The 25,289-nt window shown below is 60.9% G+C and carries 18 protein-coding genes; 8 read left to right on the plus strand and 10 right to left on the minus strand.

Features of this window, described 5'->3' with window-relative positions; translation table 11 throughout:
* Positions 1–9 precede the first annotated feature (9 nt).
* From LRO94_RS11025 to LRO94_RS11040, 4 genes are all read right to left on the minus strand, one after another.
* Positions 10–1,350, minus strand: a complete 1,341-nt coding sequence (locus LRO94_RS11025) for a cytochrome c (protein WP_095186422.1) — start codon at positions 1,348–1,350, stop codon at positions 10–12.
* A 16-nt stretch (positions 1,351–1,366) separates the two neighbouring features.
* Positions 1,367–3,604, minus strand: coding sequence for a xanthine dehydrogenase family protein molybdopterin-binding subunit (locus tag LRO94_RS11030; RefSeq protein WP_179179229.1), 2,238 nt, complete (start codon positions 3,602–3,604; stop codon positions 1,367–1,369).
* Positions 3,604–4,062 carry a (2Fe-2S)-binding protein gene (locus LRO94_RS11035; RefSeq protein WP_032885461.1) on the minus strand — a complete coding sequence of 153 codons (459 nt, stop codon included), beginning with the start codon at positions 4,060–4,062 and terminating at the stop codon, positions 3,604–3,606. The genes LRO94_RS11030 and LRO94_RS11035 overlap by 1 nt, the downstream gene beginning before the upstream one ends.
* A gap of 561 nt (positions 4,063–4,623) precedes the next feature.
* A complete protein-coding gene (locus LRO94_RS11040) occupies positions 4,624–5,523 on the minus strand; it encodes a LysR family transcriptional regulator (RefSeq protein WP_032885460.1) in 900 nt (299 codons plus the stop codon).
* A gap of 106 nt (positions 5,524–5,629) precedes the next feature.
* Between LRO94_RS11040 and LRO94_RS11045 the strand changes: the two genes are divergently transcribed.
* The 3 genes from LRO94_RS11045 (at position 5,630) to LRO94_RS11055 (ending at position 10,555) form a co-directional block, all read left to right on the plus strand.
* Positions 5,630–6,997, plus strand: coding sequence for an MFS transporter (locus LRO94_RS11045; RefSeq protein ID WP_179179228.1), 1,368 nt, complete (start codon positions 5,630–5,632; stop codon positions 6,995–6,997).
* Positions 6,994–8,268 carry a glucarate dehydratase family protein gene (locus LRO94_RS11050; protein WP_179179227.1) on the plus strand — a complete coding sequence of 425 codons (1,275 nt, stop codon included), beginning with the start codon at positions 6,994–6,996 and terminating at the stop codon, positions 8,266–8,268. Before LRO94_RS11045 ends, LRO94_RS11050 begins: the two co-directional genes overlap by 4 nt.
* A gap of 232 nt (positions 8,269–8,500) precedes the next feature.
* The gene (locus LRO94_RS11055) at positions 8,501–10,555 is read left to right on the plus strand and encodes a TonB-dependent receptor (protein WP_032885458.1); all 2,055 of its coding nucleotides are present in this window, start codon (positions 8,501–8,503) and stop codon (positions 10,553–10,555) included.
* Positions 10,556–10,600: 45 nt separating this feature from the next.
* Here the strand turns inward: LRO94_RS11055 and LRO94_RS11060 are convergent, their stop codons facing one another.
* Positions 10,601–12,283, minus strand: coding sequence for an AMP-binding protein (locus tag LRO94_RS11060; RefSeq protein WP_032885456.1), 1,683 nt, complete (start codon positions 12,281–12,283; stop codon positions 10,601–10,603).
* 266 nt (positions 12,284–12,549) lie between these two features.
* On the opposite strand from LRO94_RS11060, the gene LRO94_RS11065 reads away from it, so the two are divergent.
* Positions 12,550–13,320 carry an ABC transporter substrate-binding protein gene (locus LRO94_RS11065; protein ID WP_179179226.1) on the plus strand — a complete coding sequence of 257 codons (771 nt, stop codon included), beginning with the start codon at positions 12,550–12,552 and terminating at the stop codon, positions 13,318–13,320.
* A 350-nt stretch (positions 13,321–13,670) separates the two neighbouring features.
* Here LRO94_RS11065 and LRO94_RS11070 read toward each other — a convergent pair whose 3' ends face one another.
* The 4 genes from LRO94_RS11070 to LRO94_RS11085 all read right to left on the minus strand — a co-directional run bounded on the left by LRO94_RS11070 (position 13,671) and on the right by LRO94_RS11085 (position 17,366).
* Entirely contained in the window at positions 13,671–14,297 is a 627-nt protein-coding gene (locus tag LRO94_RS11070; protein WP_032885454.1) for a helix-turn-helix transcriptional regulator, read from the minus strand.
* Positions 14,297–15,430 carry an NAD(P)/FAD-dependent oxidoreductase gene (locus LRO94_RS11075; protein WP_179179225.1) on the minus strand — a complete coding sequence of 378 codons (1,134 nt, stop codon included), beginning with the start codon at positions 15,428–15,430 and terminating at the stop codon, positions 14,297–14,299. Before LRO94_RS11075 ends, LRO94_RS11070 begins: the two co-directional genes overlap by 1 nt.
* Positions 15,427–16,359 carry an ornithine cyclodeaminase family protein gene (locus LRO94_RS11080; RefSeq protein WP_179179224.1) on the minus strand — a complete coding sequence of 311 codons (933 nt, stop codon included), beginning with the start codon at positions 16,357–16,359 and terminating at the stop codon, positions 15,427–15,429. The genes LRO94_RS11075 and LRO94_RS11080 overlap by 4 nt, the downstream gene beginning before the upstream one ends.
* A 68-nt stretch (positions 16,360–16,427) precedes the next feature.
* Positions 16,428–17,366 carry a LysR family transcriptional regulator gene (locus tag LRO94_RS11085; RefSeq protein ID WP_032885451.1) on the minus strand — a complete coding sequence of 313 codons (939 nt, stop codon included), beginning with the start codon at positions 17,364–17,366 and terminating at the stop codon, positions 16,428–16,430.
* A gap of 108 nt (positions 17,367–17,474) precedes the next feature.
* Between LRO94_RS11085 and LRO94_RS11090 the strand changes: the two genes are divergently transcribed.
* The 3 genes from LRO94_RS11090 (at position 17,475) to LRO94_RS11100 (ending at position 21,721) form a co-directional block, all read left to right on the plus strand.
* Entirely contained in the window at positions 17,475–18,974 is a 1,500-nt protein-coding gene (locus tag LRO94_RS11090) for a CoA-acylating methylmalonate-semialdehyde dehydrogenase (protein ID WP_179179223.1), read from the plus strand.
* Positions 18,975–19,280: 306 nt separating this feature from the next.
* Complete coding sequence (locus LRO94_RS11095; protein WP_032885448.1) at positions 19,281–20,219, plus strand: pectate lyase family protein; 939 nt, start codon at positions 19,281–19,283, stop codon at positions 20,217–20,219.
* A 251-nt stretch (positions 20,220–20,470) separates the two neighbouring features.
* On the plus strand, positions 20,471–21,721 hold the full coding sequence (locus tag LRO94_RS11100) for a glycoside hydrolase family 68 protein (RefSeq protein ID WP_032885445.1): 1,251 nt from the start codon (positions 20,471–20,473) through the stop codon (positions 21,719–21,721).
* Between the two features lie 1,610 nt (positions 21,722–23,331).
* Here the strand turns inward: LRO94_RS11100 and LRO94_RS11105 are convergent.
* On the minus strand, positions 23,332–24,747 hold the full coding sequence (locus LRO94_RS11105; RefSeq protein ID WP_099603340.1) for an MFS transporter: 1,416 nt from the start codon (positions 24,745–24,747) through the stop codon (positions 23,332–23,334).
* An 88-nt stretch (positions 24,748–24,835) separates the two neighbouring features.
* On the opposite strand from LRO94_RS11105, the gene soxR reads away from it, so the two are divergent.
* The gene (gene soxR, locus LRO94_RS11110; RefSeq protein WP_095186433.1) at positions 24,836–25,288 is read left to right on the plus strand and encodes a redox-sensitive transcriptional activator SoxR; all 453 of its coding nucleotides are present in this window, start codon (positions 24,836–24,838) and stop codon (positions 25,286–25,288) included.
* Position 25,289 lies beyond the last annotated feature (1 nt).

Consider the following 25,289-nt stretch of genomic DNA (forward strand, 5'->3'; position numbering starts at 1 on the left):
TGGCCCGCCTCAACGCATATGCAAAATAATCGGACTGCTGCTCGCAGGGTCCGTATGCCCACGCAGTTTACCCACCGCCTTGGCGTCCACCGCGCCACCCTGATTACCCCAAGTACCGCGCACATACGTCAGCACGTCGGCGATTTCCTGATCAGACAGCTGTTCACGAAACGCCGGCATGCGATACGCATCCGGCACGCCAGCGGCGACCACGCGTTGTGCGCCATTGAGGGTGATGTTGATCGCTGACGCCGTCTCCTTGACCAGCGCCGAGGTGGCGCCGGCCAGGGGCGGCATCCACTCGGGCTGGCCTTTGCCATCAGCGCCGTGGCACGAGGCGCAGCGTGTTGCGTAGGTGTGGGCGCCGGGTGCGTCCGGGCGCGCGTCGGCGGTCACGTACTGCCAGGGCGTACCGTCGCGCTGCGGGTCGCCGGGCAGCGACTTGAGGTAGCGGGCGATGGCCGCCAGGTCGTCGTCGGCCATGAACTGGGTGGAGTTGTTGAACGCTTCGGTCATCGAGCCGTAGACCACCGCGTGCTGGTTGCGGCCGGTCTTGAGGAACTGCACGATCTCAGGCTCGCTCCAGCGGCCCAAACCGCTGTTGGGGTCCTGGCGCAAGCTGGGGGCGTACCAGCCATCGAGCAGGGCGCCGGCGAGGAACGGCTTGCCGGAGTCATCCAGGGCCTTTTCGTTGAAGGCCAGACCACGCGGCGTGTGACAACTGCCGCAGTGGCCAGGCCCTTGGACGATGTAGGCGCCGCGATTCCACAGCGCGTCCTGGTTGGGGTTGGCGGCGTAGGTGGCCGTTGGTGCGAACAGGCCGTTCCACAGTGCGATGGGCCAGCGCATATTCAGCGGCCAGGGAATATCGCTGGGGATATTCGGCTGGTTGGCCGGTTGCACGCCTTTCATGAAAAACGCGTACATCGCCTTTATATCGTCGTCGCTGAGCTTGGCATACGACGGGTAGGGCATGGCCGGGTACAACCGTCGGCCGCCCGGTGCCACGCCGTGGCGTACCGCTCGGTCGAAGTCGGCGAGGCTGTAAGTGCCGATCCCGTGGGTACGGTCCGGGGTGATGTTGGTGGCGTGAATTGCACCCAGCGGCGTGGCCATTTCCAGTCCACCGGCGAACGGTGCCTTGTCGGGCAGGCTGTGGCAGGCCACGCAGTCGCTGAGGCGGGCGACGTACTCGCCGCGACTGACCAGGGCCGGGTCGAAACTGGCGGCCTGTGCCGGTTCAAACGGTGTGGCCGGTTGGCGGGTGACATACCAGGCCATCAGGCCGGCGGCGATGACGCAGGGCAGCGCGAGCCAGCCTACGGTTCTTGCGAATCGACGGTTGTTCATGGGCGGTCTCGCTCGGTTAGCTGAAGGTGTGTCGGCTTAATGGCAGGCTGCGAACACGCTGGCCGGTCAATTGCGCCACCGCGTTGACCACGGCCGGCGCCACAGCGGGGAGCGGAGGCTCACCGATGCCGCCCATCTTTTCACCACTCTCGATGATCTTTACGTGCACCTGCGCCATGCGTGACGGCGGCAGGATCGGGTAAAGGTCGTAATTGCGCGCCCGTGGCTTGCCGTCCACGTACACCGCTTCCTCCAGCAAAGTCTGCGATAAGCCCAGGGCTACCGCGCCGTTGACCTGTGCTTCGACAATCGCCGGGTTGACGATGCTGCCAGGGTCGATGGCTTCCCAGATGTGGTGAACCTTGACCTGGCCGTGTTCAATCGACACCTCGGCGATCACCGCCGCGTGAGAACCGAACGGCGAGGCCATGGCCACGCCACGCGCTCGTCGTGTGCCGTCTTCGGCGGTGTAAGGGCCACGCTTCCAGCCGCCGGACAACTCGGCCACCGCTTTGAGCAAGGTCGTCAACCGTGGGTTGTCCCGCAGCAAATGCAGGCGCAACTCATACGGGTCGCGTTTGCCTTGGTCCGCCAGTTCATCGAGGAACGCTTCGTAGAAGAAGTCATTGAGCGAGTTACCCACCGACCGCCAGTAGCCGAGCATGGCCGGGCCTTTGACATAGATCTGCGCGATGCGTTTGTTGGGGATGGCGTAGCTCTTGCCGGTCAGGCCTTCGAGGGCCGTGGGGTCGAGTTTTTCGCCCTGTTTGCCGGCGATGGCTTCGCTGGGGCCTTCGGTGGCGCTGACGGCTTCGATGGCAACGGGCAGGCCGTCGGCATCCAGCGCGGCGCGGAACTTGACCACCGCAACCGGGCGCAGTACATCGCGCAGGAACTCTTCTTCACGGCTCCAGATCAGCTTGACCGGACGGCCCACCGCCTTGGCCAGCGCAATGGCCTGCGGGTAAGGGCTGGCCGAGTCATAGAGGAAATGCCGGCCAAAAAAACCGCCCAGTAGCGGTGAGTGCAGATTGATTTGTGCAGGCGCCAGGCCGGTGCGCTTTGCGATGTCAGCGCGGAACATGTCCGGCGCCTGGTTGGGCAGCCAGATGTCCAGGGAACCGTCGGGGTTGAAACGCGCCAGGGCTGAAGGCGGCTCCAACTGGGCGTGATTGACGTACTGGTTGTGGTAGGTGGCCTCGATCTGAGTCTTGGCGTTTTTCAGTGCGCCGGCCACATCGCCTTCGTTTTCATCGTCACGGGCCGGGCCTTGCTGGGTGGCGAGGAAATCGCGGAAGCCATCGCTGGAAAAGTCGGCGGGCATCGCACGGACTTTGGCGTCAGCGGCCGCTTCCAACCAGTCGACCTGGATGGCTTCTACCGCGCGCTTGGCATGCCACCAGCGTTCGGCGACGACCGCCACTGCGCCAGGCAGTTGATGCACCGAGTGCACGCCTGGCATGGCTTCGACCTGCGCCTGGTTACGCAGGCTGCCCACGGTCATGCCCAGGCGCGGCGCATGTTGCACGGCGGCGTGGAGCATGTCGTCGACTTTCAGGTCGATGCTGTACAGCGCCTTGCCAGTGGATTTGTCGTAGGCGTCCACACGCTTGACCGGTTTACCGATCCAGCGGAATTGACTCGGGTCGCGCAGGGTAATGCCCGCGGCATCAGGCACCGGCATGTCCAGGGCGCGGCTGGCCAACTCGCCATAGCCCAGGGAACGACCGGACGCAGCGTGAACCACGCGGCCGGGTTGAGTGGTCAATTGGGCCACTGGCACACCGAGCTGCTCGGCGCCGGCCTGCAGCAGCATGGCGCGGGCGAGGGCGCCCAGGCGACGCATGGTCGGATAGCTCATGCGCACCGACATGCTGCCGCCGGTGATGCGCATGCCGTTGTCCATCACCACATAAGCCTCACCGGGCGGCGCAGCTTCAACGATGAACGTGGCCGGGTCGGCGTCGAGTTCTTCGCCGACAATCTGCGCCATGGCGGTGTGGGTGCCCTGACCGCCTTCCATAAAGGGGCTGAGCAGGCGAACAGTGCCGTCCGGGCGAATCTCCAGAAAGGCCGGCACTTGGGTGCCACGTTCTGTCGTCGCGCCGGTGGCAGCCTGCACCCGGCCCGAGCCGAGCGGCAGGCCGAAACCGATGACCAGCGCCCCCACGGCCGTACTGGCCAGGAAGCGTCGGCGGGACAGGTTGACCGGCTCGTCCAGGGAGAGGCCGGGGATGAGTCCTGGCATATTCATCAGGCAGTCTCCTTCCCGGCGGCCAGGTCGTACATGGCGGTATGGATGGCGTTGTAGGTACCGCAGCGGCACAGGTTGACCATCGCTGCGTCGATCTGCTCTTTGGTGGGAGCGGGGGTGTGCTTGAGCAGCGCGGTGGCTGCCATCACTTGTCCGGACTGGCAGTAACCGCACTGCGCTACCTGGTGCTCGACCCAGGCACTCACGACACGTTTGCCCACGTCATCGGCTTCGATGGCTTCGATGGTGGTGATCTCGCGGCCAACGACCCCGGCTACCGGGGTGACGCACGAACGCACTACATTGCCGTCCACCAGCACCGAGCAGGCGCCGCATTGGGCCAGGCCGCAGCCGTATTTGGTACCGGTCATGCCCAGATTGTCGCGGATTACCCACAGCAATGGCGTGTCGGCTTCGGCCTCGACCTGATAGGCCTTTTGGTTGATACGTAATTCCATGGCTGGCTCACCTGCTGATCATCGGTTGGTGGTGCTGATTTCTTATAGGAGTGGTGCGACGAGAAGTCGCCCATCGTCGAACTCTAGACCACCGCGCAAGGGGTATCTATCTGCTGGCCGCCATATTCAGAGGATCAGGCAAGGATTCAACAGGATTGGGTGACTGACAGCGGTGAAGCCCGGTGGTGGAGTCTGGCCTTTGCGTGGTGATCAGGCTTTCTGTCATGAACAGGTTTCTGTGATGCACAGTCTTTTTGTGGTCGTTAGGGTTTCTGTGGTGCGCGGTCTTTTTGTGGTGAGCGGGCTTGCCCCGCGCTGGGCTGCGGAGCAGCCCCAAAACTGCCACCGAGATTTACCGGAAGAAATGCGGTGTTCTTGATGGGGGCCGCTTCGCAGCCCAGCGCGGGGCAAGCCCGCTCACCACAGGACATCCGTTCACCACAACAATCCACCAACCACGGGACATCCGTTCACCACAACAATCCACCAACCACGGGACATCCGTTCACCACAACAAATCCATTCACCCCAACAGCAAGAGCACCCCATATCTATCGCTATTCAGGCCCACCCCTCACGCACTGCATTGCGAATCCCTTCCAGCAACATGGCGAACGCCGGGTTGTCGTTGTTTTCACGCCAGATCAGGTGCAATTCGCTCTGCGCGCCTTCGCCCAGGTCGATGTCGCGGAACACCACGTTCTTGAACACTACGCTGCTGGCGCAACGAGGTACCAGGGCTAGGCCCATGCCGGCGTTGACCAGCGCGAGGATGGTCAGGGACGAGCCGAGCCACTGCACATAATCTGGCGCGACGCGGGCCGAGCGCAGCAGGCCGGTGAGCAGTTCGTTGAAGGGCGGGTAGGCGGCGTGGGCGTACATGAGGAAGGGTTGGGCGTCGAGGTCGTGCACGCTGACCGTCTCGGCGTTGGCCAGGCGATGGCTGCTCGGCACCGCCAGCACGAAGGGCTCGCGCACCAGGCATTCGGTGGCGTAGCCCGGTTCCAGCAGGGGCGCGCGGACGATGCCCAGGTCGATGCGTCGGGCGCGCAGGGCTTCGTATTGTTGGTAGGTGTTCATCTCGGCCAGGTCGATCTTGACGTGAGGCTGCTTGAGACGCGCCTCGGCGATCACCTTGGGCAGAAACTCATACACCGCGCTGCCGACGAAGCTGATATTGACCGTGCCGATATCGCCTTCGGCAAACCGTCGCGCGGTCACGGCCGCTTGCTGGGCAAGCTCCAGCAGGTTCTGGGCTTCGATGAAAAACGCGCGGCCAGCAGCGGTGAGCGCGACGCTGCGAGTGGTGCGGGTAAACAGCTCTACGCCCAAGTGGTGTTCGAGCAATTGGATCTGCCGGCTCAGCGGCGGCTGGGTCATGTTCAGCCGTTCCGCAGCGCGGCGGAAATTCAGCTCAGTGGCTACGGTGGTGAAGCAGCGCAGTTGCGTCAGCTCGAACATTGATCTAATCCCGGTATCAATCGGATGCCAAGTTAGATTAGACGGGAACAATTCACGGCGTCCATCATTGTTCTGCCCCTAAAAAAACAATGAATGGGAGTTGCCCGTGGAAACCCTCCAGAATCCGCCAGACCCGACCGTGCTTGCCCGCGCGGCCGCCAAGGTCAAGCGTCATGTACTGCCGCTGTTCGTGGTGATGTTCATCGTCAATTACATCGACCGGGTCAATATCGGCTTTGTGCGCAGCCATATGGAGACCGACCTGGGCATTGGCGCAGCGGCCTATGGTTTGGGTGCCGGGTTGTTTTTCATCGGTTACGCGATCTTCGAAGTGCCGTCCAACCTGCTCTTGCAGCGCTACGGCGCGCGGGCCTGGTTGACGCGCATCATGTTCACCTGGGGCGCGGCGGCGATGTCCATGGCCTTTGTTCAGGGCGAAACCAGTTTCTACATCCTGCGCTTTATCCTCGGCGCCGCCGAAGCCGGGTTTTTCCCGGGGATCATCTACTACTTCACTCAATGGCTGCCGGCCGCCGAGCGTGGCAAGGCGATGGCGATTTTCCTCAGTGGCTCGGCGATCGCTTCGGTCATCTCCGGGCCGGTGTCGGGGGCACTGCTCAACGTCAGCGGCCTGAGCCTGCATGGTTGGCAGTGGATGTTCCTGATCGAAGGCTTTGCCTCCATCGTGCTCTGCGGGTTCGTGTGGTTCTGGTTGCAGTCCCATCCCCATCAGGCCAAGTGGCTCAGCGACGACGAAAAACACGCGTTGGCCGCTGCTATTGCGCTGGAGCAGCAAGCCCGTGAGGCGAGCCAGAGCGTGCGGCCGTCGATGTTCAAATTGCTTGCCGACAAACAGATCGCACTGTTCTGTTTCATCTACTTCTCCATCGCCCTGACCATCTACGGCGCCACGTTCTGGCTGCCGAGCATGATCAAGAAAATGGGCAACCTGGGAGACTTCCAGGTTGGTCTGTTCAACTCCATTCCCTGGTTGATTTCCATCGTCGCGATGTACGGTTTTGCGTCGTTGGCCAGCAAGTGGAAGCACCAACAGGCGTGGGTGTCACTGATGCTGGTGATCGCCGCATTCGGCATGTTCATGTCCACCACCGGCGGGCCGGTGTTTGCCTTTGTCGCCATCTGTTTTGCCGCAATTGGCTTTAAGGCTGCCTCGGCGTTGTTCTGGCCGATTCCCCAGGGTTACCTGGATGCGCGCATCGCCGCGGCGGTGATCGCCTTGATCAATTCGGTCGGCAACCTGGGCGGCTTTGTTGCGCCCACCACTTTCGGCTTGCTGGAGCAGACCACCGGCTCCATCGAGGGCGGCCTGTATGGCTTGGCGGCCACCTCGCTGGTGGCGGCAGTGGTGGTGTTTTTTGCCCGCACCGCGCCTCGGGGCACTGTGCCGCCTGCGTCCAAATCGTCCACTCATCCTCACGCCTTGCGTTCCGGTCCACAGGGAGCCGCCTCTTGAAAATTGTCCGCGTTACCGTCACCCCGATTGCCTTCCGTGACCCGCCATTGCTCAACGCCAGTGGTATTCACGAACCCTTCGCGCTGCGCTCGATCATCGAGATCGAGAGCGACACCGGCTACATCGGCCTGGGCGAGAGCTACGGCGATGCCCCGGCGTTGGCGATCCAGCAGCAGGTACAGTCACAGTTGATCGGGCTCGACCCCTTCAATCTCAACCAATTGCGCGCCATCGTGCAGGCCACCGTCGCCGCCCATAAACCGGCGAGCCTGGCCGGCGCCGAACTGGCACCGGGCTCCCACGCCAGCAAGGCGGTGAGCAATGCCTATTCGGCATTCGAAGTGGCGTTTCTTGATTTGCAGGCGCACTCACTGAACGTGCCATTGGTGGACCTGCTCGGCGGCGCGATCCGTGACCAGATCCCGTTCAGCGCGTACCTGTTTTTCAAATACGCCACGCACATTGATTCGCCGTATAAACCCGACAGCTGGGGCGAAGCGCTGAACGAGGAACAGATCGTCGCCCAGGCCCGGCGCATGATCGACACCTACGGCTTCAAAAGCATCAAGCTCAAGGCCGGTGCGCTGCAACCCGAGCACGAGGTGTCATGCATCAAGGCCCTGAAAAGGGCCTTCCCCGGCGTGCCGCTGCGCATTGACCCGAACGGCAACTGGTCCCTGGAAACCTCGATCCGCATGGCCGAGTTGCTCGGCGATGACCTGCAATATTACGAAGACCCGACCCCCGGCCTGGACGGCATGGCCGAGCTGCACAAACGCACCGGCTTGCCCCTGGCGACCAATATGGTGGTCACCGACTTTGACGAGTTTCGCCGCAGCGTGGCGCTTAACAGTGTGCAGATCATACTTGCCGACCACCATTACTGGGGCGGCCTGCGCGACACCCAGGCGCTGGCGAAGATGTGCCAGACCTTCGGCCTGGGCGTGTCGATGCACTCCAATTCGCACTTGGGCATCAGCCTGATGGCCATGGCCCACGTGGCCGCGTCGGTGCCCAACCTCGACTACGCCTGCGACACCCATTACCCGTGGCAAGAGCCGGATGAGGAGGTGATCAAGGGCGGCAAGCTGCCGATTGTCGACGGCTGCGTAAAAATCACCCGCGCACCGGGGCTGGGCCTGGAGCTGGACCATGACCAATTGGGCAAGCTGCATGATCAATACCTTACCTGTGGCATCCGCCAGCGCGACGACGTGAAACAGATGCAGCGCTATCAACCGGAGTGGAAAACCGTCAAACCGCGTTATTGAAGCTGGTCGCTTCGTTTTGCCCGGTGGTGCGCCACCGGGCCTTTTTTTTGCGGGACGCCGTGCCGCGCTATGTATTCAAGCTGATACGTGAATGCGTAGTTATCTCAAATGAGATTTCTTATCAATTAAATTCACTTTGGTTTTTTTATCCCTTAGACTCAGCCCCGCTGGCGTTTGGCTGCCTTCAGCCCGCCACAAAAAACAATAACGAAGGGTGCTAGGGGAGCTGGGCGTGAATTTCAAAAAGAACACAATTGCGTTGGCGGTCGGGTCGGTTTGCCTGGCTTCAGGGGCTTGGGCTGCCGAACCCAACACGATGGAAATCGCGCCGATTACGGTGAGTGGCGAGAAAATCAACCGCTCCCTTGAGCAGACCCAATCCAGCGTTGTGGTCGTGACCGAACAACAACTGCGGGACAAGGCCGATCACAGCCTGGTCGATGTGTTCGCGCGCACGCCGGGTGTGTACAGCCAGGCTGGTAACGAAAACTGGGGCATTCGCGGTGTACCGGTGTCCGGATTCGACGACCAGGGCCCCGCGACCCTCAATGGCGCCGTTTCGGTGTATGTCGATGGTGCCGTGCAACCCAATCGCACCCTGACCCTGAGCCCTACCGGCTTGTGGGACGTGGAACAGGTAGAAGTCTTCCTCGGCCCGCAATCCACCACCCAGGGGCGTAACTCCCTGGCCGGCGCCGTAGTAATCCAGACCCGCAACCCGACGTTCCAACCGACGTTCTCGGCGCAAACCAACGTGGGCAACTACGGAGAAAAAGGCGCAGCGGTGGCCGGTGGCGGCAGCATTGTCGATGACAAGATCGCAGGTCGCATCGCCCTGGATTATCAAGATGGCGATGGTTACATCGACAACATCGCCCTCGGCAAGGATGCCAACCCGCACCGCACGAGCAACGCGCGCGGCAAGCTGTTGATCCTGCCCAACGACGATCTCGACGTCTTGCTGACCTACGCCCACAACGAGCACCGCCAGGGTGACAACTCGGTCATCCGCACCCCGGACAAGGTGCGCTATTACAAGGTGTCCTCCGATACCCAAGCGTTCGACAACCTCAACCAAGACACCGTCAGCGCCAAGGTCGACTACCGCCTCGATGACCAATGGTCGCTGACCAGCCTGACCACCAACACCCGGTCCGACTACACCAACCGCCTGGACTTCGACCAGACTGCCGACGCCAATGAAGTCATCCGACGCAAGCAGGATGGCAACCTGTTCGGCCAGGAGCTGCGCCTCAACTACAGCTCGGACACGGTGAAAAGTTTCGTCGGCGCCTATTACGGCCATAACTCCAACAATTTCCACGACCGACTGCTGTTCGATGACGTATTGGCGGTCACGGTGAAAGGCGACACAGTCATCGAAAACAAGGCGCTGTTTGGTGAAGTCGACTGGACCTTCGCACCGCGCTGGACTCTGGTCACCGGCCTGCGCTACGACCACGAAACCAACGACACCGACATCAAGCAGGACGACCTGTCCGACGCGGCGAAGGTCAAAAAGTCGTTCGCGGCCGTGCTGCCAAAACTGGGCATCAACTACGAACTCGCCACCGGCCAGTACCTGGGCTTCATGGTGCAGAAAGGTTATCGCGGCGGTGGCGTGAACGTGCGTTCCGGCAGCGGTCACGAGGCATATGACCCGGAATACACCACCAACTATGAGCTGTCGTACCGCGGTTCATTTCTCGAAGACACCCTGCGTGCACGCGCCAACCTGTATTACACCGACTGGAAAGACCAGCAGGTCAGCGTGCGGCAAGCCAACAGCAATGTCATCAACGTGTACAACGCCGGTCGCAGCGATATCAAGGGCCTGGAAGTGTTCATCGAGAAAGACCTGAGCGAGCAACTGACCCTGACCCTCGGTGGCGCGATCACCGATGGCAAGTACAAGGACTTCATCGTCGGCAACGGCCAGGACCGCAGCGGCGAAGCGTTCTACTACTCGCCCAAGTACAAGGCTTCAGTGGGCGGCATCTATCGCTTCAACGAGCGCCTGACCTTCAACACCGACGTGACGTACCAGAGCAGCGCGCCTTCGGCGTACGAGTTCGATTCAGCGGGCAAGGTCAACGGCGAGCGCAGGAGCGACAACTACGTGTTGGCCAACTTCAGCAGCGAATTCAAAGTCACCAAGAACGTGGCTGTCTCGGGCTTCGTGAAAAACGCCTTCGACAAGCGCTACGTCACCAACAACCGCGATGACGAAATCATCGACGCCGGCGCGCCGCGCACCTTTGGCATGGCGCTGCGTTACGACCTGTAAGCTGCATTCCTGCGTGCCCCGGCGCTGCGGCGCCGGGTTCTGCGTTCAGGAAAAATCCTCCTCGAAATGCTCGTGCTCACCCCGCGCATCCCCTTGGCGACGCACCACCTCCATCTGCCGCAGCTCTACCCGCCGGATCTTGCCGGAAATGGTTTTGGGCAGTTCGCTGACAAATTCGATGCGCCGCACCCGTTTGTACGGGGCGAGGTGTTCGCGGGCGAAGGCGAGGATGTGGCGTGCCAGCTCGGCGCTGCCGGGGGCGTCGTGGGCCAGGATCAGGAAGGCTTTGGGCACCGCCAGGCGCAGTGGGTCTGGGCTGGGGACTACGGCCACTTCCATCACCGCCGGGTGTTCGATCAGCGCACTTTCCAGTTCGAACGGGCTGATGCGGTAGTCGGAGGCCTTGAACACGTCATCGGCGCGACCGACGAAGGTGATGTAGCCGTCGCTGTCGATCTGCGCGGTATCGCCGGTGCGGTAGTAACCGTCGCGCATCACTTCGGCGGTTTTTTCCGGGCTGTCCTCGTAGCACACCATTAAACCGAGAGGGCGTACATCCAGCGGCAGCGCGACTTCCCCTTCGTTGCCCGGTAGGCCGTCGGCGTCCAACAGCACGACCCGATAGCCCGGCAGTGGACGGCCCATGGACCCTGGCTTGAGCACCTGGCCGGGGGTGTTACCGACCAGGGCGGTGGTCTCCGATTGGCCGAAACCATCGCGCAGCGGCAAGCCCCAGGCCTGCTGGATTTGCTCGATGATTTCCGGGTTCAGGGGTTCGCCCGCACCCACCAATTCACGCAGATTCAGGCGCGCCTTGTGACTGGCCAGGTCTTCCTGGATCAGCATGCGCCACACGGTCGGCGGGGCGCACAGGCTGGTCACACGATATTGTTCCAGCGCTGTCAGCAAGGCCGGCGCGCTGAACCGCGCGACGTTATGGATGAAGATGCACGCGCCGGCATTCCACGGCGCGAACAGGCAGCTCCACGCGTGCTTGGCCCAGCCTGGAGACGAGATATTCAGGTGCAGGTCGCCGGGTTGCAGGCCGATCCAGTACATCGTCGACAGGTGGCCCACCGGGTAGCTTTGGTGGCTGTGCAGCACCATCTTGGGTTTGGAGGTGGTGCCGGAAGTGAAGTACAGCAGCATGGGGTCGGTGGCCAGGGTGCGGCCTTCGGCTTCGAACTGCTCGGGGTATTCAAATGCGGCGTTGTGCGCGACCCAGCCGCTGGGCGCAGCTCCCACGCAGATGCGGCTACAGCCATCGCCCAGGCCGTCGAACTTGCCGACATGCGCCTCGCCGACCACCAGATGGCGAACCTGGCCACGCTCGATACGGTCGCGCAGATCATCCGGGTTGAGCAGGGCGGTGGCCGGGATCACCACTGCGCCGAGTTTGAATGCGGCGAGCATGGTGTCCCACAACGCCACGTCGTTGCCGAGCATCAACAGCACTCGGTCGCCGCGTCGCACGCCGAGGGCACGCAGATGGTTGGCCACCTGGTTTGAGCGCGTTGCCAGTTGCTGGAAGCTGTAGCGCTGCTCGCTGCCGTCTTCTTCGACGATCCACAGCGCGTTGGCCGCATTGCCCTCGGCCATGGCATCGAAGTAGTCCAAGGCCCAGTTGAACGCATCCAGCTGCGGCCAGCGGAAGTCGCGAACGGCGGTGGCGTAATCGGTGCGATGGGCGAGCAGAAAATCCCGCGCGGCCAGGAAGGGATGCGTCATGGTCGGTGTCCTTGATTATTGTTGTAGGGACATTTCTGTGCTGCGGTGACCCACGGTTCAACCGAGAGGCTGAACCGAGTATAGGCACGCATAAATCCAGAGATGAACGCTCAAAAACACCGGTGTGTTGTGCAAAAAAGTCATGGGTGCAGGGGCTGGATTGACGATCAATACATAAAAGTCCAGTATGGAATTATAAGTACAAAAGCTCTTGCTGGATTTTTTCTTCTCTCTTGCCAAACCAACAACAACTTGCGAGATCCCCCATGAAGAAACGCTTGCTTATCACCGCCCTGGCCTTGATCGCTTCCAGCCACATATGGGCCGCCGAGAAAACCCTGCGCATCGGCATCGAGGCGGCCTACCCGCCGTTTGCCTCCAAGACCCAGGAAGGCACCATCGTCGGCTTCGACTACGACATCGGCAACGCGCTGTGCGCGCAGATGAAGGTCAAGTGCGTGTGGGTTGAAGGTGAGTTCGATGGTCTGATTCCTTCCCTCAAGGTGAAGAAAATCGACATGGCCCTGTCGTCCATGACCATCAACGAAGACCGCAAGAAGTCAGTAGATTTCACCCACAAGTACTACTTCACCTCATCGCGTCTTGTGATGAAAGACGGCGCGGTGGTGGATGACCAGTACGCCAGCCTGAAGGGCAAGACCGTCGGTGTGCAGCGTGCAACCACCACCGACCGTTACGCCACCGAGGTATTTGAGCCCAAGGGCATTAACGTCAAGCGCTACAGCAATAACGAAGAGATCTACATGGACCTGGCGGCAGGGCGCCTGGATGCGATTTTTGCCGACACCATCCCCTTGAATGACTTCCTGCAAATGCCACGGGGCAAGGGCTACGCTTTTGTCGGGCCGGAGCTCAAGGACCCGAAATACGTAGGCGAAGGCGCGGGGATTGCGGTGCGCAAGGGCAACGAGGCGCTGGTCAGCGAATTGAACACGGCCATCGACGGCATTCGTGCCAGTGGTGAGTACCAGAAGATTTCGCAGCAGTACTTCAAAACTGACATTTACGGTGATTGATGCAGCGGGGCTGCTGCTGTTGCGGTGAGTAGCCTTGCTTTTTTGATGAGCAGTCCTGCTGTTGTAATGAGAGGGCTTGCTTTTGTGGTGAGCAGTTCTGCTTTTGTGGTGAGCGGGCGTGCCCCGCGCTGGGTGGCGAAGCCGCCCCATTACTGACAGTGCATACCTTCAGTTGGAACTGAGGCGTCTGAATTTGGGGCGGCTTCGCCACCCAGCGCGGGGCAAGCCCGCTCACTACAAAATCCTGTTCACCACATAAGACCTGCTCAAGACAAAGAGCCTGTTCACCACATAAGGCCTGCTCAAGACAAAAAGCCCGCTCACCAAAAAACTCATCCAGGGTTGAAGGTTCAGCCCTTTAATTCCTTCAGGTGCTTGTAAACCGTTGCCCGCCCCATACCCAGAACGTTGGCCACATAGTTCGAGGCGCTCTTGCCCTTGAACGCGCCTTCGGCATGCAGTGCCAGCACCAGTTCGCGTTTGTGGTCGCGGGTCAGCAGGTTCAGGCTTAACTGGCGCTCGCGCATCCAGGCATGCAGGAAGGTGTTGATGCGTTCCTGCCAGTCATCGCGAAACAGCGCGTCCGGCTGTGGGATCAGCTTGCTTGGCGACAGGAACAGGTCCAATGCCGCCTTGGCATTTTCGAACAGTGAAATATTCAGGTTGATGCACAGCACCGCCAGGGGCCGACCGTTGGCGTCGCGCAGTACGGTGCTCAGGCTGCGAATTTTCTGACCGTCCCAGTTGAGTTTTTCGTAGGGGCCGATATTCACTTCGCTGACGTCATCGCTGAGCATGTCCTCCAGCGCCGAGTCGTCGCCAATCGCGCGTTTCGACAGGTTATTGGCGATGTAATCGACTTTTTGCGTGCGCAGGTCATGCAGCACCGCTTCGGCGTGGGGGAAGAACAGCGTGGCGATGGCATCGGCGATCGCGCGAAAATTCTGCAAGACGTTGTCGGGTTCGACGGTGTTCATCAATGGGGCTCCAGGCGGGCGGGGGAGAGCATACCAGCGTCGAGACCGAACCGGGTCAGTGCCTCCGGCAGCGGTGCGCCGCGCACCAGTGCCGCACTGGCCTGGCCCATGGCCGGTGAGGTTTGGATGCCGTAACCGCCTTGCGCCGCTACCCAGAACAGCCCTGGCACTCGCGGGTCGAAGCCCGAAAGCAAGTCACCATCGTGCACAAAGCTGCGCAGTCCGGCCCAGGTTCGCGTGGGGCGGCGGATGGTCAGGGTGGTGGCTTCTTCGATCTGGTAGATGCCCATGGCGATGTCCAATTCTTCGGGCTGGATGTCCTGAGGCTCGACCGGGTCTGCGTTGGCCGGTGAGCCGAGGAACATGCCGGCGTCGGGCTTCATGTAGAACGCTTCGTCGAGCGCCACCAGCATTGGCCACGCATGGCTGTCCATGCCTTCGGGGCCGGCGAAGATAAACGCCGAGCGGCGCTTGGGTTGCAGGCCAATGGATGCGGCACCGGCCAGCCCACCGATGTGGTCGGCCCAGGCGCCAGCGGCGTTGATAATGATCGGCGCGGTGAAGGTTTCGTGTTGGGTGGTGACGTGCCAAAGACCACCGCTGTCACGGCTCAAGCCCAGCACATGGCTGTCGGTATGCACGTCGCCGCCCTTGCGACGAATACCGCGCAAATAGCCTTGATGCAGGGCGTCGGTGTCGATGTCGCTGGCAGTGGGATCATAGATCGCACCGTGAACCTTTTCCCGACGCAGGATCGGCAACTTCGCACAGGCCTCGTCGACACTCAGCTGTTCAACCTGCGGCACGGTGGCCTTGGCGCTGAGGTACTGCGCGTTCAACTCGGCCGCATCGCCGGTGAAGTCCACCGTCATCTCGCCGCGCGGTGTGAGCAAGGGATGCTCGCAGAACCCTGCCGGCGGGTGGTCGAAAAACTCCCGGCTGGCCAGGGTCAACGCCCGCACCTGCGGAGTGCCGTAGGCGGCGGTGTAGAGCGCAGCCGAACGCCCGGTGGAGTGATAGGCCGGGTGAGATTCACGTTCCAGCACTCTCACTTTGCCGTGTTGCGACAACCAGAAACCCGTGGACGCACCGGCAATGCCGCCGCCGATGATGATGAAATCTGCGTGGTTCATAGAAGTCTCCAGAGGGCATTGGCCAGTGCGATGTCTTCCAGGCCCAGGCCGATGGAGCGGAAGAATACGTGACGGTCGTAGGACGGGCGCTGCACCTGGTCGCTGAGCAGTTCGGGCAGGTCGCCCATGACTGCGCTTGGGTTCCAGCCATGTTGTTCGGCGGCGATCAGCATCTCGCCCGCCGAGCCTGGCGTGGTTTGGCGGTAGTCGCAGAACACGTCCATTTCGTTCAGTGATGGGGGTGGTACTTCGTGAGCGCGCGGTGCGTTGGTGCTGATGGAGGTGATCAGCGCCGGTTTGCTCAGGCGCGAAGGGTCAATCACCGGGCCGGCGGATGACGTGCACAGTAGGATCACGTCGGCGTCTTCCAGGGCGGCTTCGCAGGTTGGAGCGATGCTCACGCGTGGGTCAAGGCGCTGAAGCGTGGAGTCAGTAGCGGTCAGGCTGGGCGAGAAGAAGTTGATGCTTTGCCAATCCCGCAGGTTTTTCACGTAGTGCAGGTGAGCCTGGGCCACCTTGCCGCTGCCGATGATCGCCAGTCGCCGAGCCGCCTGTGGCGCCAGCGCATCCACCGCCAACGCAGTGGTCGCGGCGGTGCGTGCGGTGGTCAGTTCTGCAGCATCACACAACAGCAGCGGCTGGCCGGTGTGCGTGGACATCAAGAGCGTCCAGGCGGTTACCAATGGCCCTTGCTCACGCACGATATACGGCGAGGTTTTCATGCCATACACGCCGTCCGGCGCCAGCACGCCCAGGTAGTTGATGAAGTCACCGGCGCCCTGGGGGAATTCCACCCATTGCTGGGGCGGCTGCACCGCATGCCCGGCCGCCAGATCGCGGAACAGTGCGCGTAGGATCTGCAGCACATCGACTTGGCCCAGCAGTTCGCGGGCCTGGGTTTGGTTGATCACATGCGGGGTGCTGGACATGAATGCCTCTTTTGTTGAACTTATTTGTCCATTATGGACTTTTAGTTCCGTCGAGCAAGAGGCAAACCTTATCCGAGATAACGAAAGCCCCCCGACAGCTTCTCCTTCAGATAACCCACCAACACACTCACCGACTTCGGCACATGGGGCGAATACGGCCGAATCAAGTAGATCTCATTGGCAAATGCGCCCTTGAGCGTCCAGTCCTTGAGCACCTGCACCAGCTTGCCGCTGGTCAGCGCGGCATGGGCGCTGAAGTCCGGGAGCAGGGCGATGCCCAGGTGGTTGAGAGCGGAGTCGCGCAGCGCCTCACTGTTATTGGTGGCGAAGCTGCCGGCGATGGGCACGGTCAGGCGTTCAACGTTTTTACTGCCGCGTTCGAAGGTCCAAGCGGGCTGGTCGGTGCCCCGTGGGTAAAACAGGCAGTTGTGTGCCGACAGCTCGCCGGGTTCGCGGGGCTCTCCGTGGCGTTGCAGGTAATCCTGGGTGGCTACCAGCACCGACCCGGTGTCGCAGAGCTTCCAGGCGACGTGGGTTTCCGGCACCTGGAAACCGTGGCGCACGGCCAGGTCGTAACCTTCGGCTGCCAGGGAACTCAGCGCATCGGACACATCCAGCTGGATGCGCACTTGCGGGTAACGCTGCAGGAATTCCGACAGATGCGGCACCAGTTGCTGTCGAGCAAATGCCACCGGCGCGGTAAGGCGCACCAGCCCGCGAATCTCCCCCACAGAGTCACGCACTGACGAGAAGCTGCGGGCGATCTGCGCATAGGCGCTGCGCACTTCACGGGTCAGCGACAGCCCCGCATCGGTCAGCCGCACACTGCGCGTGGTGCGCGTGACCAACTGAGTGCCGGTGGCCTTTTCCAGGTCGGCAATACGCTGGCTGACCGCAGACTTGCTCACGCCCAGGCGCGCAGCGGCAGCCGTGTAAGTGCCTTGCTCTTCCAATATGGAAAGCCAGTGGATATGGGTCCATAGGCCTTCGATCTCAGATTTTTCCATGGGGGGATTGTTCGCGTATGTGGACAATAAGTTCAGGATTCTGCTCTGGTTTGGAACAAAGCGAAAGCCTATCGTGTGTTCCAACGCTACCCACCTGGATCGACTGCCATGACAACCACCATCGAGCACTACATCAACGACCAGCGCGTGTCCCGCGATGATCGCTATCAGGACGTCTACAACCCCGCCACCGGCGAAAAAACCGGGCGCGTCGCGCTGGCCAGCCACCAGACCGTATCCGAAGCCGTTGCTGCTGCCCAAGCCGCTTTCGACAGCTGGGCCGATACCCCGCCCATCCGCCGCGCCCGCGTGTTGTTCCAGTATTTGCACCTGCTGCGTGAGCGCAAGGATGACCTGGCGCGAATCATCGTCGCCGAGCACGGCAAGGTCTTCACCGACGCCCAAGGCGAAGTGGACCGTGGTATCGATATTCTGGAATTCGCGTGCGGCATACCCAACCTGCTCAAAGGCGAACACTCTGACCAAGTTTCCCGAGGCATGGACAACTGGACCCTGCGCCAACCGTTGGGCGTAGTGGCCGGCGTCACGCCGTTCAACTTCCCAGTAATGGTGCCGATGTGGATGTACCCGATCGCCATCGCGGCGGGCAACACCTTCATCCTCAAGCCAAGCCCGACCGATCCGAGCGCCTCGTTGTTCATGGCCGAGCTGCTGCGTGAAGCCGGCCTGCCCAAAGGCGTCTTCAACGTGGTGCAGGGCGACAAGGAATCGGTGGATGCATTGATCGAACACCCGGACGTCAAGGCCGTGAGCTTCGTCGGCTCCACACCGATTGCCCAATACATCTACGAAACCGGCGCGCGTAACGGCAAGCGTGTGCAGGGGCTGGGCGGTGCTAAAAACCACATGGTGGTGATGCCTGATGCGGACATCGAAAAAACCGTCGACGCCCTGATGGGCGCGGCTTATGGCAGTGCCGGCGAGCGCTGCATGGCGATCTCCGTCGCCGTGCTGGTTGGTGACGTCGGTGACAAAGTCATCGCTGCCTTGACCGAGCGCGCCAAGCAACTGCGCATCACCGACGGCCGCGACCTCAAGGCCGAGATGGGCCCGATTGTGTCCCGCGCTGCACTGGAACGCATCAGCGGCTACATCGAACAAGGCGTGCAGGCCGGCGCGCAACTGCTGCTGGACGGGCGTGATTACGTGCCCACCGAAGCGGGCCTGGAAAACGGCTTTTGGCTCGGCGCGACCCTGTTCGACCATGTGACCCAAGAGATGAGCATCTACCGCGAAGAAATCTTCGGCCCGGTCCTGGCGTGTGTGCGGGTGAACGACTTTGGCGAGGCGATCAAGCTGGTCAACGACCATGAGTTCGGCAACGGCGTCAGCTGTTTCACCCGCGACGGCAACATCGCCCGCGAATTTGCGCGGCGTATTCAGGTGGGCATGGTGGGCATCAACGTACCGATCCCGGTGCCGATGGCGTGGCACGGTTTTGGGGGGTGGAAGAAGAGTCTGTTTGGCGACATGCATGCGTACGGCACTGAGGGTGTTCGGTTCTATACCAAGCAGAAATCGATTATGCAGCGCTGGTCGGAGAGCATCGAGCAAGGCGCGGAGTTTGCGATGCCGGTGTCCAAATAACGCTTGGAAGAACACCGCAGGGCAAATGTGGGAGGGGGCTTGCCCCCGATGGCGGAATGACAGTCACTGTATATGTGCCTGATACACCGCCATCGGGGGCAAGCCCCCTCCCACTTTTGGTTGTTTTTCACTTGAGGGTTGACTGCTAGGCGAATGATGAATACTGTACATAAACACAGTGTTTAAGCGCTGACCAACCAAACCCTGGCAACCTCAGCCACGCCAAACACTGTGTGCAAGTTAACGGATTAACTTAATGCACAGGCTCGTCAATCCGAGCCGTTTTTATCTATAGAGAGGGAACTCATGTCGTATCCAGAAAGCAAACTCACCGGCCTGACCGGTTTCGCCCTTGCGGCAAAAGTCACCGGCGGCTGGTCTGGCCAAGTGGTCAGTATCACCACGCTGGATCAACTCAAGGCCAACATTGGCGACACCACCCCACGGGTGTTGGTGATCAACAGCAATATCTCGGCGTCGAGCCTGACCAAGGTCAATATGGGTGCCAACAAGACCCTGATCGGTTCATTCCAGAACCGTACTTTGGAGAATATTCACCTGCGTGCAACCGCGCAGTCCCAGAACATTATTCTGCAGAATATTATCTTCAAACATTCGGCGAGCATTAAAGCCAATGACGATATTCAGGTGTACTTGAACTACGGCAGCAAGTACTGGATCGATCATTGCTCTTTTGTCGGGCACACCTGGTCCACCACTGACGGCAGTGAAGACAAGCTGCTGTATATCGGTGAAAAAGCCGATTATGCCACCATCAGCAACTGCTTCTTTGGCAGCCATAAGTACGGGCTGATTTTCGGGCATCCGGCGGATGATAATAAGGCAGAGTTCAACGGTTATCCGCGCCTGACGTTGTGCCACAACCGCTTCGACAACATGGAAGTACGCGCGCCTGGCTTGATGCGTTACGGTTATTTCCATGTGTATAACAACTACGTCAATAACTTCCATCTCGGTTTTACCCTCGCACAGAACGCCAATATCCTCTCTGAAAGCAACTATTTTGGCGAAGGCAGCCAAAATAAAGGCATGTTGGATGACAAAGGTACCGGGACGTTCACTGATACAAACAGTGTGCCGCCGATCACCAACCAGAAGTCACCCAAAGCACAATGGACGGCAAGTTCCAACTACGCCTATACCTTGAAGACGGCGGCGCAAGCCAAGGACTTCACACAGAAGAATGCCGGCGCCCAGGCTGGGACGCTGGTATTCGGTAGTTGAGTAGCTAGCTTTCTACTGAGCTGTCATTTATTGCAAGTGCCACTGTATGTATATCAAGGATATAAATACAGTGATGGCCTTTGTAATATGAATAATTCTTAATGTTGCTATAAACAAGTGCCCATGTTAAACCTTGGTGCGCACTTGCAGGGCCAACTATCTCTTGCTCTTTCAGTCAGTATTAAGTTGCTGACTGCCAGGTGCTATTTAATCTTCGCTTGTCACTTAAGCGTTAGCAAAAGGACATCATCATGAAACATGCGAATCACACACCCACTCGCTGGACACGGGCCGATGCGCTGAAAGTTAATGAGAATGACCCGACGACGACACAGCCGTTAGTGAGTCCTGACTTTCCTGTCATGAGTGACACGGTCTTTATTTGGGACACCATGCCATTGCGTGAACTGGATGGCACGGTGGTATCGGTGAATGGCTGGTCGGTGATCTTCACCTTGACCGCCGACCGTCGCCCCCATGATCCACAATTCATCAATGCCGATGGCCGTTACGACATCAAGCGCGATTGGGAAGACCGCCATGGTCATGCGCGGATCTGCTACTGGTATTCTCGCACCGGCAAAGACTGGATCTTCGGCGGCCGTGTCATGGCCGAAGGGGTTTCGCCGACCACCCGTGAATGGGCGGGCACGCCGATTCTGTTGAATAACAACGGTGACATCGACCTGTATTACACCTGCGTCACGCCGGGTGCCACGATTGCCAAAGTCAGGGGCCAGGTTGTCACGTCGGACACCGGTGTCACGCTCCAGGGCTTTGATCAGGTCAAGTCGTTGTTCGATGCCGACGGCACCTACTACCAAACCGAAGCGCAGAATGCGACCTGGAACTTTCGCGATCCCAGCCCCTTTATCGATCCCGTCGATGGCAAGTTGTACATGGTGTTCGAAGGCAATGTGGCCGGCGAGCGCGGGACTCACGAAGTGGGCCCGAATGAAATAGGTCTGGTGCCGCCAGGGCATGAAGATGTGGGTGGTGCGCGTTATCAGGTGGGATGCATCGGCATTGCCGTGGCCAAGGACCTCAACGGTGACGAGTGGGAAATCCTGCCGCCATTGGTCACGGCCGTTGGCGTGAACGACCAGACCGAACGGCCGCACTATGTGTTCCAGGACAACAAGTACTACCTGTTTACCATCAGCCACAAGTTCACCTATGCGGATGGCGTGACGGGGCCGGATGGCGTCTATGGGTTCGTCAGTGATCATCTGTTCGGCCCCTATACGCTGATGAATGCGTCGGGGCTGGTACTTGGCAACCCGCCTTCGCAGCCGTTCCAGACGTACTCTCACTGCGTGATGCCCAACGGCCTGGTGACGTCGTTTATCGACAGCGTGCCCACAACCGGCGATGACTATCGCATCGGCGGCACCGAGGCACCGACGGTCAGGATCGTGTTGAAGGGCGCTCGCTCGTTTGTGCAGGAGGCATACGACTACGGTTACATTCCGGCGATGCGGGATGTGGTGTTGAGCCAGTGACCGCAGTGCAAAACCCAGCCTGACTCATCAGGTGTAAACCGATCCAAATGTGGAAGGGGGCTTGCCCCCGATGGCGGTGTCTCAGTCAAGAAGGTGCGACTGGTCCACCGCTATCGGGGGCAAGCCCCCTCCCACCGTTGACCGGTGTTGTGCCTGGAAGATTGGTGGCGCTCAAGCTCAAGGCTGTCATGAGCCATATACTCAGTCGGCCCTGACAAGCAGAGATCCAGTGTGGGAGGGGGCAACCCTCCCACCTTTGACTGGTGTTGTGTCTGGAAGATTGGCGGCGCTGAAGCTCAAGACCACCATGAGCCACATACTCGGCCGGTCCTGACAAATGGAGATCCAATGTGGGAGGGGGCTTGCCCCCGATGGCGGTGCCTCAGTCAAGAAGGTGTCGACTGGTCCACAGCTCTCGGGAGCAAGCCCCCTCCCACCTTTGACTGGTGTTGTGTCTGGAAGATTGGCGGCGCTGAAGCTCAAGACCACCATGAGCCACATACTCGGCCGGTCCTGACAAATGGAGATCCAGTGTGGGAGGGGGCTTGCCCCCGATGGCGGTGCCTCAGTCAAGAAGGTGTCGACTGGTCCACAGCTATCGGGAGCAAGCCCCCTCCCACCTTTGACCGGTGTTGTGTCTGGAAGATTGGCGGCGCTGAAGCTCAAGACCACCATGAGCCACATACTCGGCCGGTCCTGACAAATGGAGATCCAATGTGGGAGGGGGCTTGCCCCCGATGGCGGTGCCTCAGTCAAGAAGGTGTCGACTGGTCCACAGCTATCGGGAGCAAGCCCCCTCCCACCTTTGACCGGTGTTGTGTCTGGAAGATTGGCGGCGCTGAAGCTCAAGACCACCATGAGCCACATACTCGGCCGGTCCTGACAAATGGAGATCCAATGTGGGAGGGGGCTTGCCCCCGATGGCGGTGCCTCAGTCAAGAAGGTGTCGACTGGTCCACAGCTATCGGGAGCAAGCCCCCTCCCACCTTTGACCGGTGTCGTGTCTGGAAGATTGGCGGCGCTGAAGCTCAAGACCACCATGAGCCACATACTCGGCCGGTCCTGACAAATGGAGATCCAGTGTGGGAGGGGGCTTGCCCCCGATGGCGGTGCCTCAGTCAAGAGGGTGTCGACTGGTCCACAGCTATCGGGAGCAAGCCCCCTCCCACCTTTGACCGGTGTCGTGTCTGGAAGATTGGCGGCGCTGAAGCTCAAGACCACCATGAGCCACATACTCGGCCGGTCCTGACAAATGGAGATCCAATGTGGGAGGGGGCTTGCCCCCGATGGCGGTGCCTCAGTCAAGAAGGTGTCGACTGGTCCACAGCTATCGGGAGCAAGCCCCCTCCCACCTTTGACCGGTGTCGTGTCTGGAAGATTGGCGGCGCTGAAGCTCAAGACCACCATGAGCCACATACTCGGCCGGTCCTGACAAATGGAGATCCAATGTGGGAGGGGGCTTGCCCCCGATGGCGGTGCCTCAGTCAAGAAGGTGTCGACTGGTCCACCGCTATCGGGGCAAGCCCCCTCCCACCTTTGACCCCGTTCAAGCAGTGATTTTTGAGCCGTTCATAATCCACGGTGGTCTTGGCAATCTCCAGAAATGGCCACTAACCGATCATGCGAACCACCCGCCTGGCAATCAGAACACCCACCACAGGCGCCAGCGCAAACACCCCAAACAGCCACACCGCAGCGCTCGCGGTGCCTTCGACACCGCCGGGTTCAGTGAGGCCGGCGACGTTCGCGACCATGCCCGCCAGTGCCGCGCCAAACGCGGTAGCGAACAGTTGCACGGTGGTAATCGACGCGCTGGCAAGGTCCTGCTCACCGGCCGGCGCCACCTGGAACACCCGGGTCAGCAAGTGCGGCCACGCCAGCCCCACGCCCAACCCAATCAGGATAAGCGCCAGGCAGATCGGTGTGAGCGTCTGCCCGCTGCCGTTGCTTTCGACGGGCATCAAGATGGCCAGCGCCACCATGCCCACCACGCCCAGGATCGGCCCGGCCAGGATCGCTCGTCGAATGTTGCCGCCCGTCACACCCGCGCTGGCGATTGACCCCAGCGTCCAGCCGGCCGCCATCAGTGCCGCCAGATAACCGGCCACCAACGGCGACTGGTGGTGCAGGACTTGAAGAAACAGCGGCACGAAGATTTCGCCACTGGTCACGGCCACCGCCAGCAATGACATCGTCGCGTACAGCGCGCCGAGTGCAGTGGTGATCCGAAACGCTCCGGCGGGCAACAGTCGATGGTGGGCGCGGCTTTCCGTGACGATCAGCAGCGCGGTGAACACCGCTGCCACGGCCAGCCCCAGCAGGTTCAGGGGCAGGGTGGACGAGACGCTGCCGGCCGACACCGCCAGTACCGCAGCCGTCAGCAGCACCAGTTGGGCGAGTGGCAGCGGTGTCGGCTCAACGCTATCGGTGCTGCGCTTGGGCAGGACCGCCGCCGCCAGCACCGCGAATAACCCGGCCACCGGAATCAACGACCAGAACGCCGCGCGCCATATGCCCAGCTCGGCAAACACCCCGCCCACCGCTGGCCCGACCAGCGTCGCCACGCCCCACATCCCCGACACCAACGCCATCGCGCGCGGCCACAGGCTTTCATCGAACACCAACCGAATCATCGCGTAGGACAGCGCGAACAAGAACCCACCGCCCAGCCCCTGCACCAACCGCCCAACGAGCATCACCGGCATGGACGGCGCAAACGCACAGGCCAAGGCCCCGCCGGCAAACACCAGGCTGGCGACCAGGTACGCCGCACGCGGCCCGAGGCTGCCGAGCAGGCGCGCCGACAACGCCGAACCGAGGATCGAGGCGGCGACAAATAACGTGGTGTTCCATGCGTAGTAGTCGATGCCGCCGATGTCCTGGACCACTGACGGCAGAATCGTGGTGGCGATGTACACGTTGATCGCATGCAGCACCACGCCGCCTGCCAGTGCGAGCGAACGTACGCCGTTGGCACCGGACAACAGCGCGGCCCAGTTGGAAGGGGAGGGTTGAGGTGTGTCCATGTAGGCTCCGATTCAAAGGACTGAAGGCTTGCCAAGGCAAGCCGACACCCTTTATAAAACCTCATGTTTAGATGAGGTCAAGAGCTGGATGGAAGCGAAAATCGATGTGCGCATCCCCCTCGGCGTGGGCGAATTGGCCCGCCGCAGCGGCGTGACCGTGGCCACGGTGCATTTCTACGAAGCCAAGGGGTTGATCCACGCACAACGCAGCGCGGGCAATCAGCGTCGCTATCAGCGTGACGTACTGCGCCGGATCGCGGTGATCAAGGTCGCGCAGCGCGCGGGCATTCCGTTGGCGACCATCAAGGACGCGTTGGACGAACTGCCTTCAGGACGGCCGTTGACTGCGAAGGACTGGACCCAACTCTCCACCCGCTGGCGCGACCTGTTGAGTGAGCGCATCAACAGCCTCACTCAACTGCGCGACCAACTCGATGGCTGTATCGGCTGTGGTTGCCTGTCCCTGGATGATTGCCCGCTGCGCAATCCGGGGGATCGCCTGGGGCAGTTGGGGGATGGGGCCGTGTTGCTCGGAAAGTGAG

This window comes from Pseudomonas sivasensis (genome assembly GCF_021391435.1).
In the GTDB taxonomy this organism is placed as follows: Bacteria; Pseudomonadota; Gammaproteobacteria; order Pseudomonadales; family Pseudomonadaceae; genus Aquipseudomonas; species Aquipseudomonas sivasensis.

Excerpts from the sequence above, each read along its gene's own strand:
- LRO94_RS11025 (WP_095186422.1), bottom strand. The coding sequence starts at position 1,350 with ATGAACAACCGTCGATTCGCAAGAACCGTAGGCTGGCTCGCGCTGCCC.
- LRO94_RS11030 (WP_179179229.1), bottom strand. The coding sequence starts at position 3,604 with ATGAATATGCCAGGACTCATCCCCGGCCTCTCCCTGGACGAGCCGGTC.
- LRO94_RS11035 (WP_032885461.1), bottom strand. The coding sequence starts at position 4,062 with ATGGAATTACGTATCAACCAAAAGGCCTATCAGGTCGAGGCCGAAGCC.
- LRO94_RS11040 (WP_032885460.1), bottom strand. The coding sequence starts at position 5,523 with ATGTTCGAGCTGACGCAACTGCGCTGCTTCACCACCGTAGCCACTGAG.
- LRO94_RS11060 (WP_032885456.1), bottom strand. The coding sequence starts at position 12,283 with ATGACGCATCCCTTCCTGGCCGCGCGGGATTTTCTGCTCGCCCATCGC.
- LRO94_RS11065 (WP_179179226.1), top strand. The coding sequence starts at position 12,550 with ATGAAGAAACGCTTGCTTATCACCGCCCTGGCCTTGATCGCTTCCAGC.
- LRO94_RS11070 (WP_032885454.1), bottom strand. The coding sequence starts at position 14,297 with ATGAACACCGTCGAACCCGACAACGTCTTGCAGAATTTTCGCGCGATC.
- LRO94_RS11075 (WP_179179225.1), bottom strand. The coding sequence starts at position 15,430 with ATGAACCACGCAGATTTCATCATCATCGGCGGCGGCATTGCCGGTGCG.
- LRO94_RS11080 (WP_179179224.1), bottom strand. The coding sequence starts at position 16,359 with ATGTCCAGCACCCCGCATGTGATCAACCAAACCCAGGCCCGCGAACTG.
- LRO94_RS11085 (WP_032885451.1), bottom strand. The coding sequence starts at position 17,366 with ATGGAAAAATCTGAGATCGAAGGCCTATGGACCCATATCCACTGGCTT.
- LRO94_RS11090 (WP_179179223.1), top strand. The coding sequence starts at position 17,475 with ATGACAACCACCATCGAGCACTACATCAACGACCAGCGCGTGTCCCGC.
- LRO94_RS11095 (WP_032885448.1), top strand. The coding sequence starts at position 19,281 with ATGTCGTATCCAGAAAGCAAACTCACCGGCCTGACCGGTTTCGCCCTT.
- LRO94_RS11100 (WP_032885445.1), top strand. The coding sequence starts at position 20,471 with ATGAAACATGCGAATCACACACCCACTCGCTGGACACGGGCCGATGCG.
- LRO94_RS11105 (WP_099603340.1), bottom strand. The coding sequence starts at position 24,747 with ATGGACACACCTCAACCCTCCCCTTCCAACTGGGCCGCGCTGTTGTCC.
- soxR (WP_095186433.1), top strand. The coding sequence starts at position 24,836 with ATGGAAGCGAAAATCGATGTGCGCATCCCCCTCGGCGTGGGCGAATTG.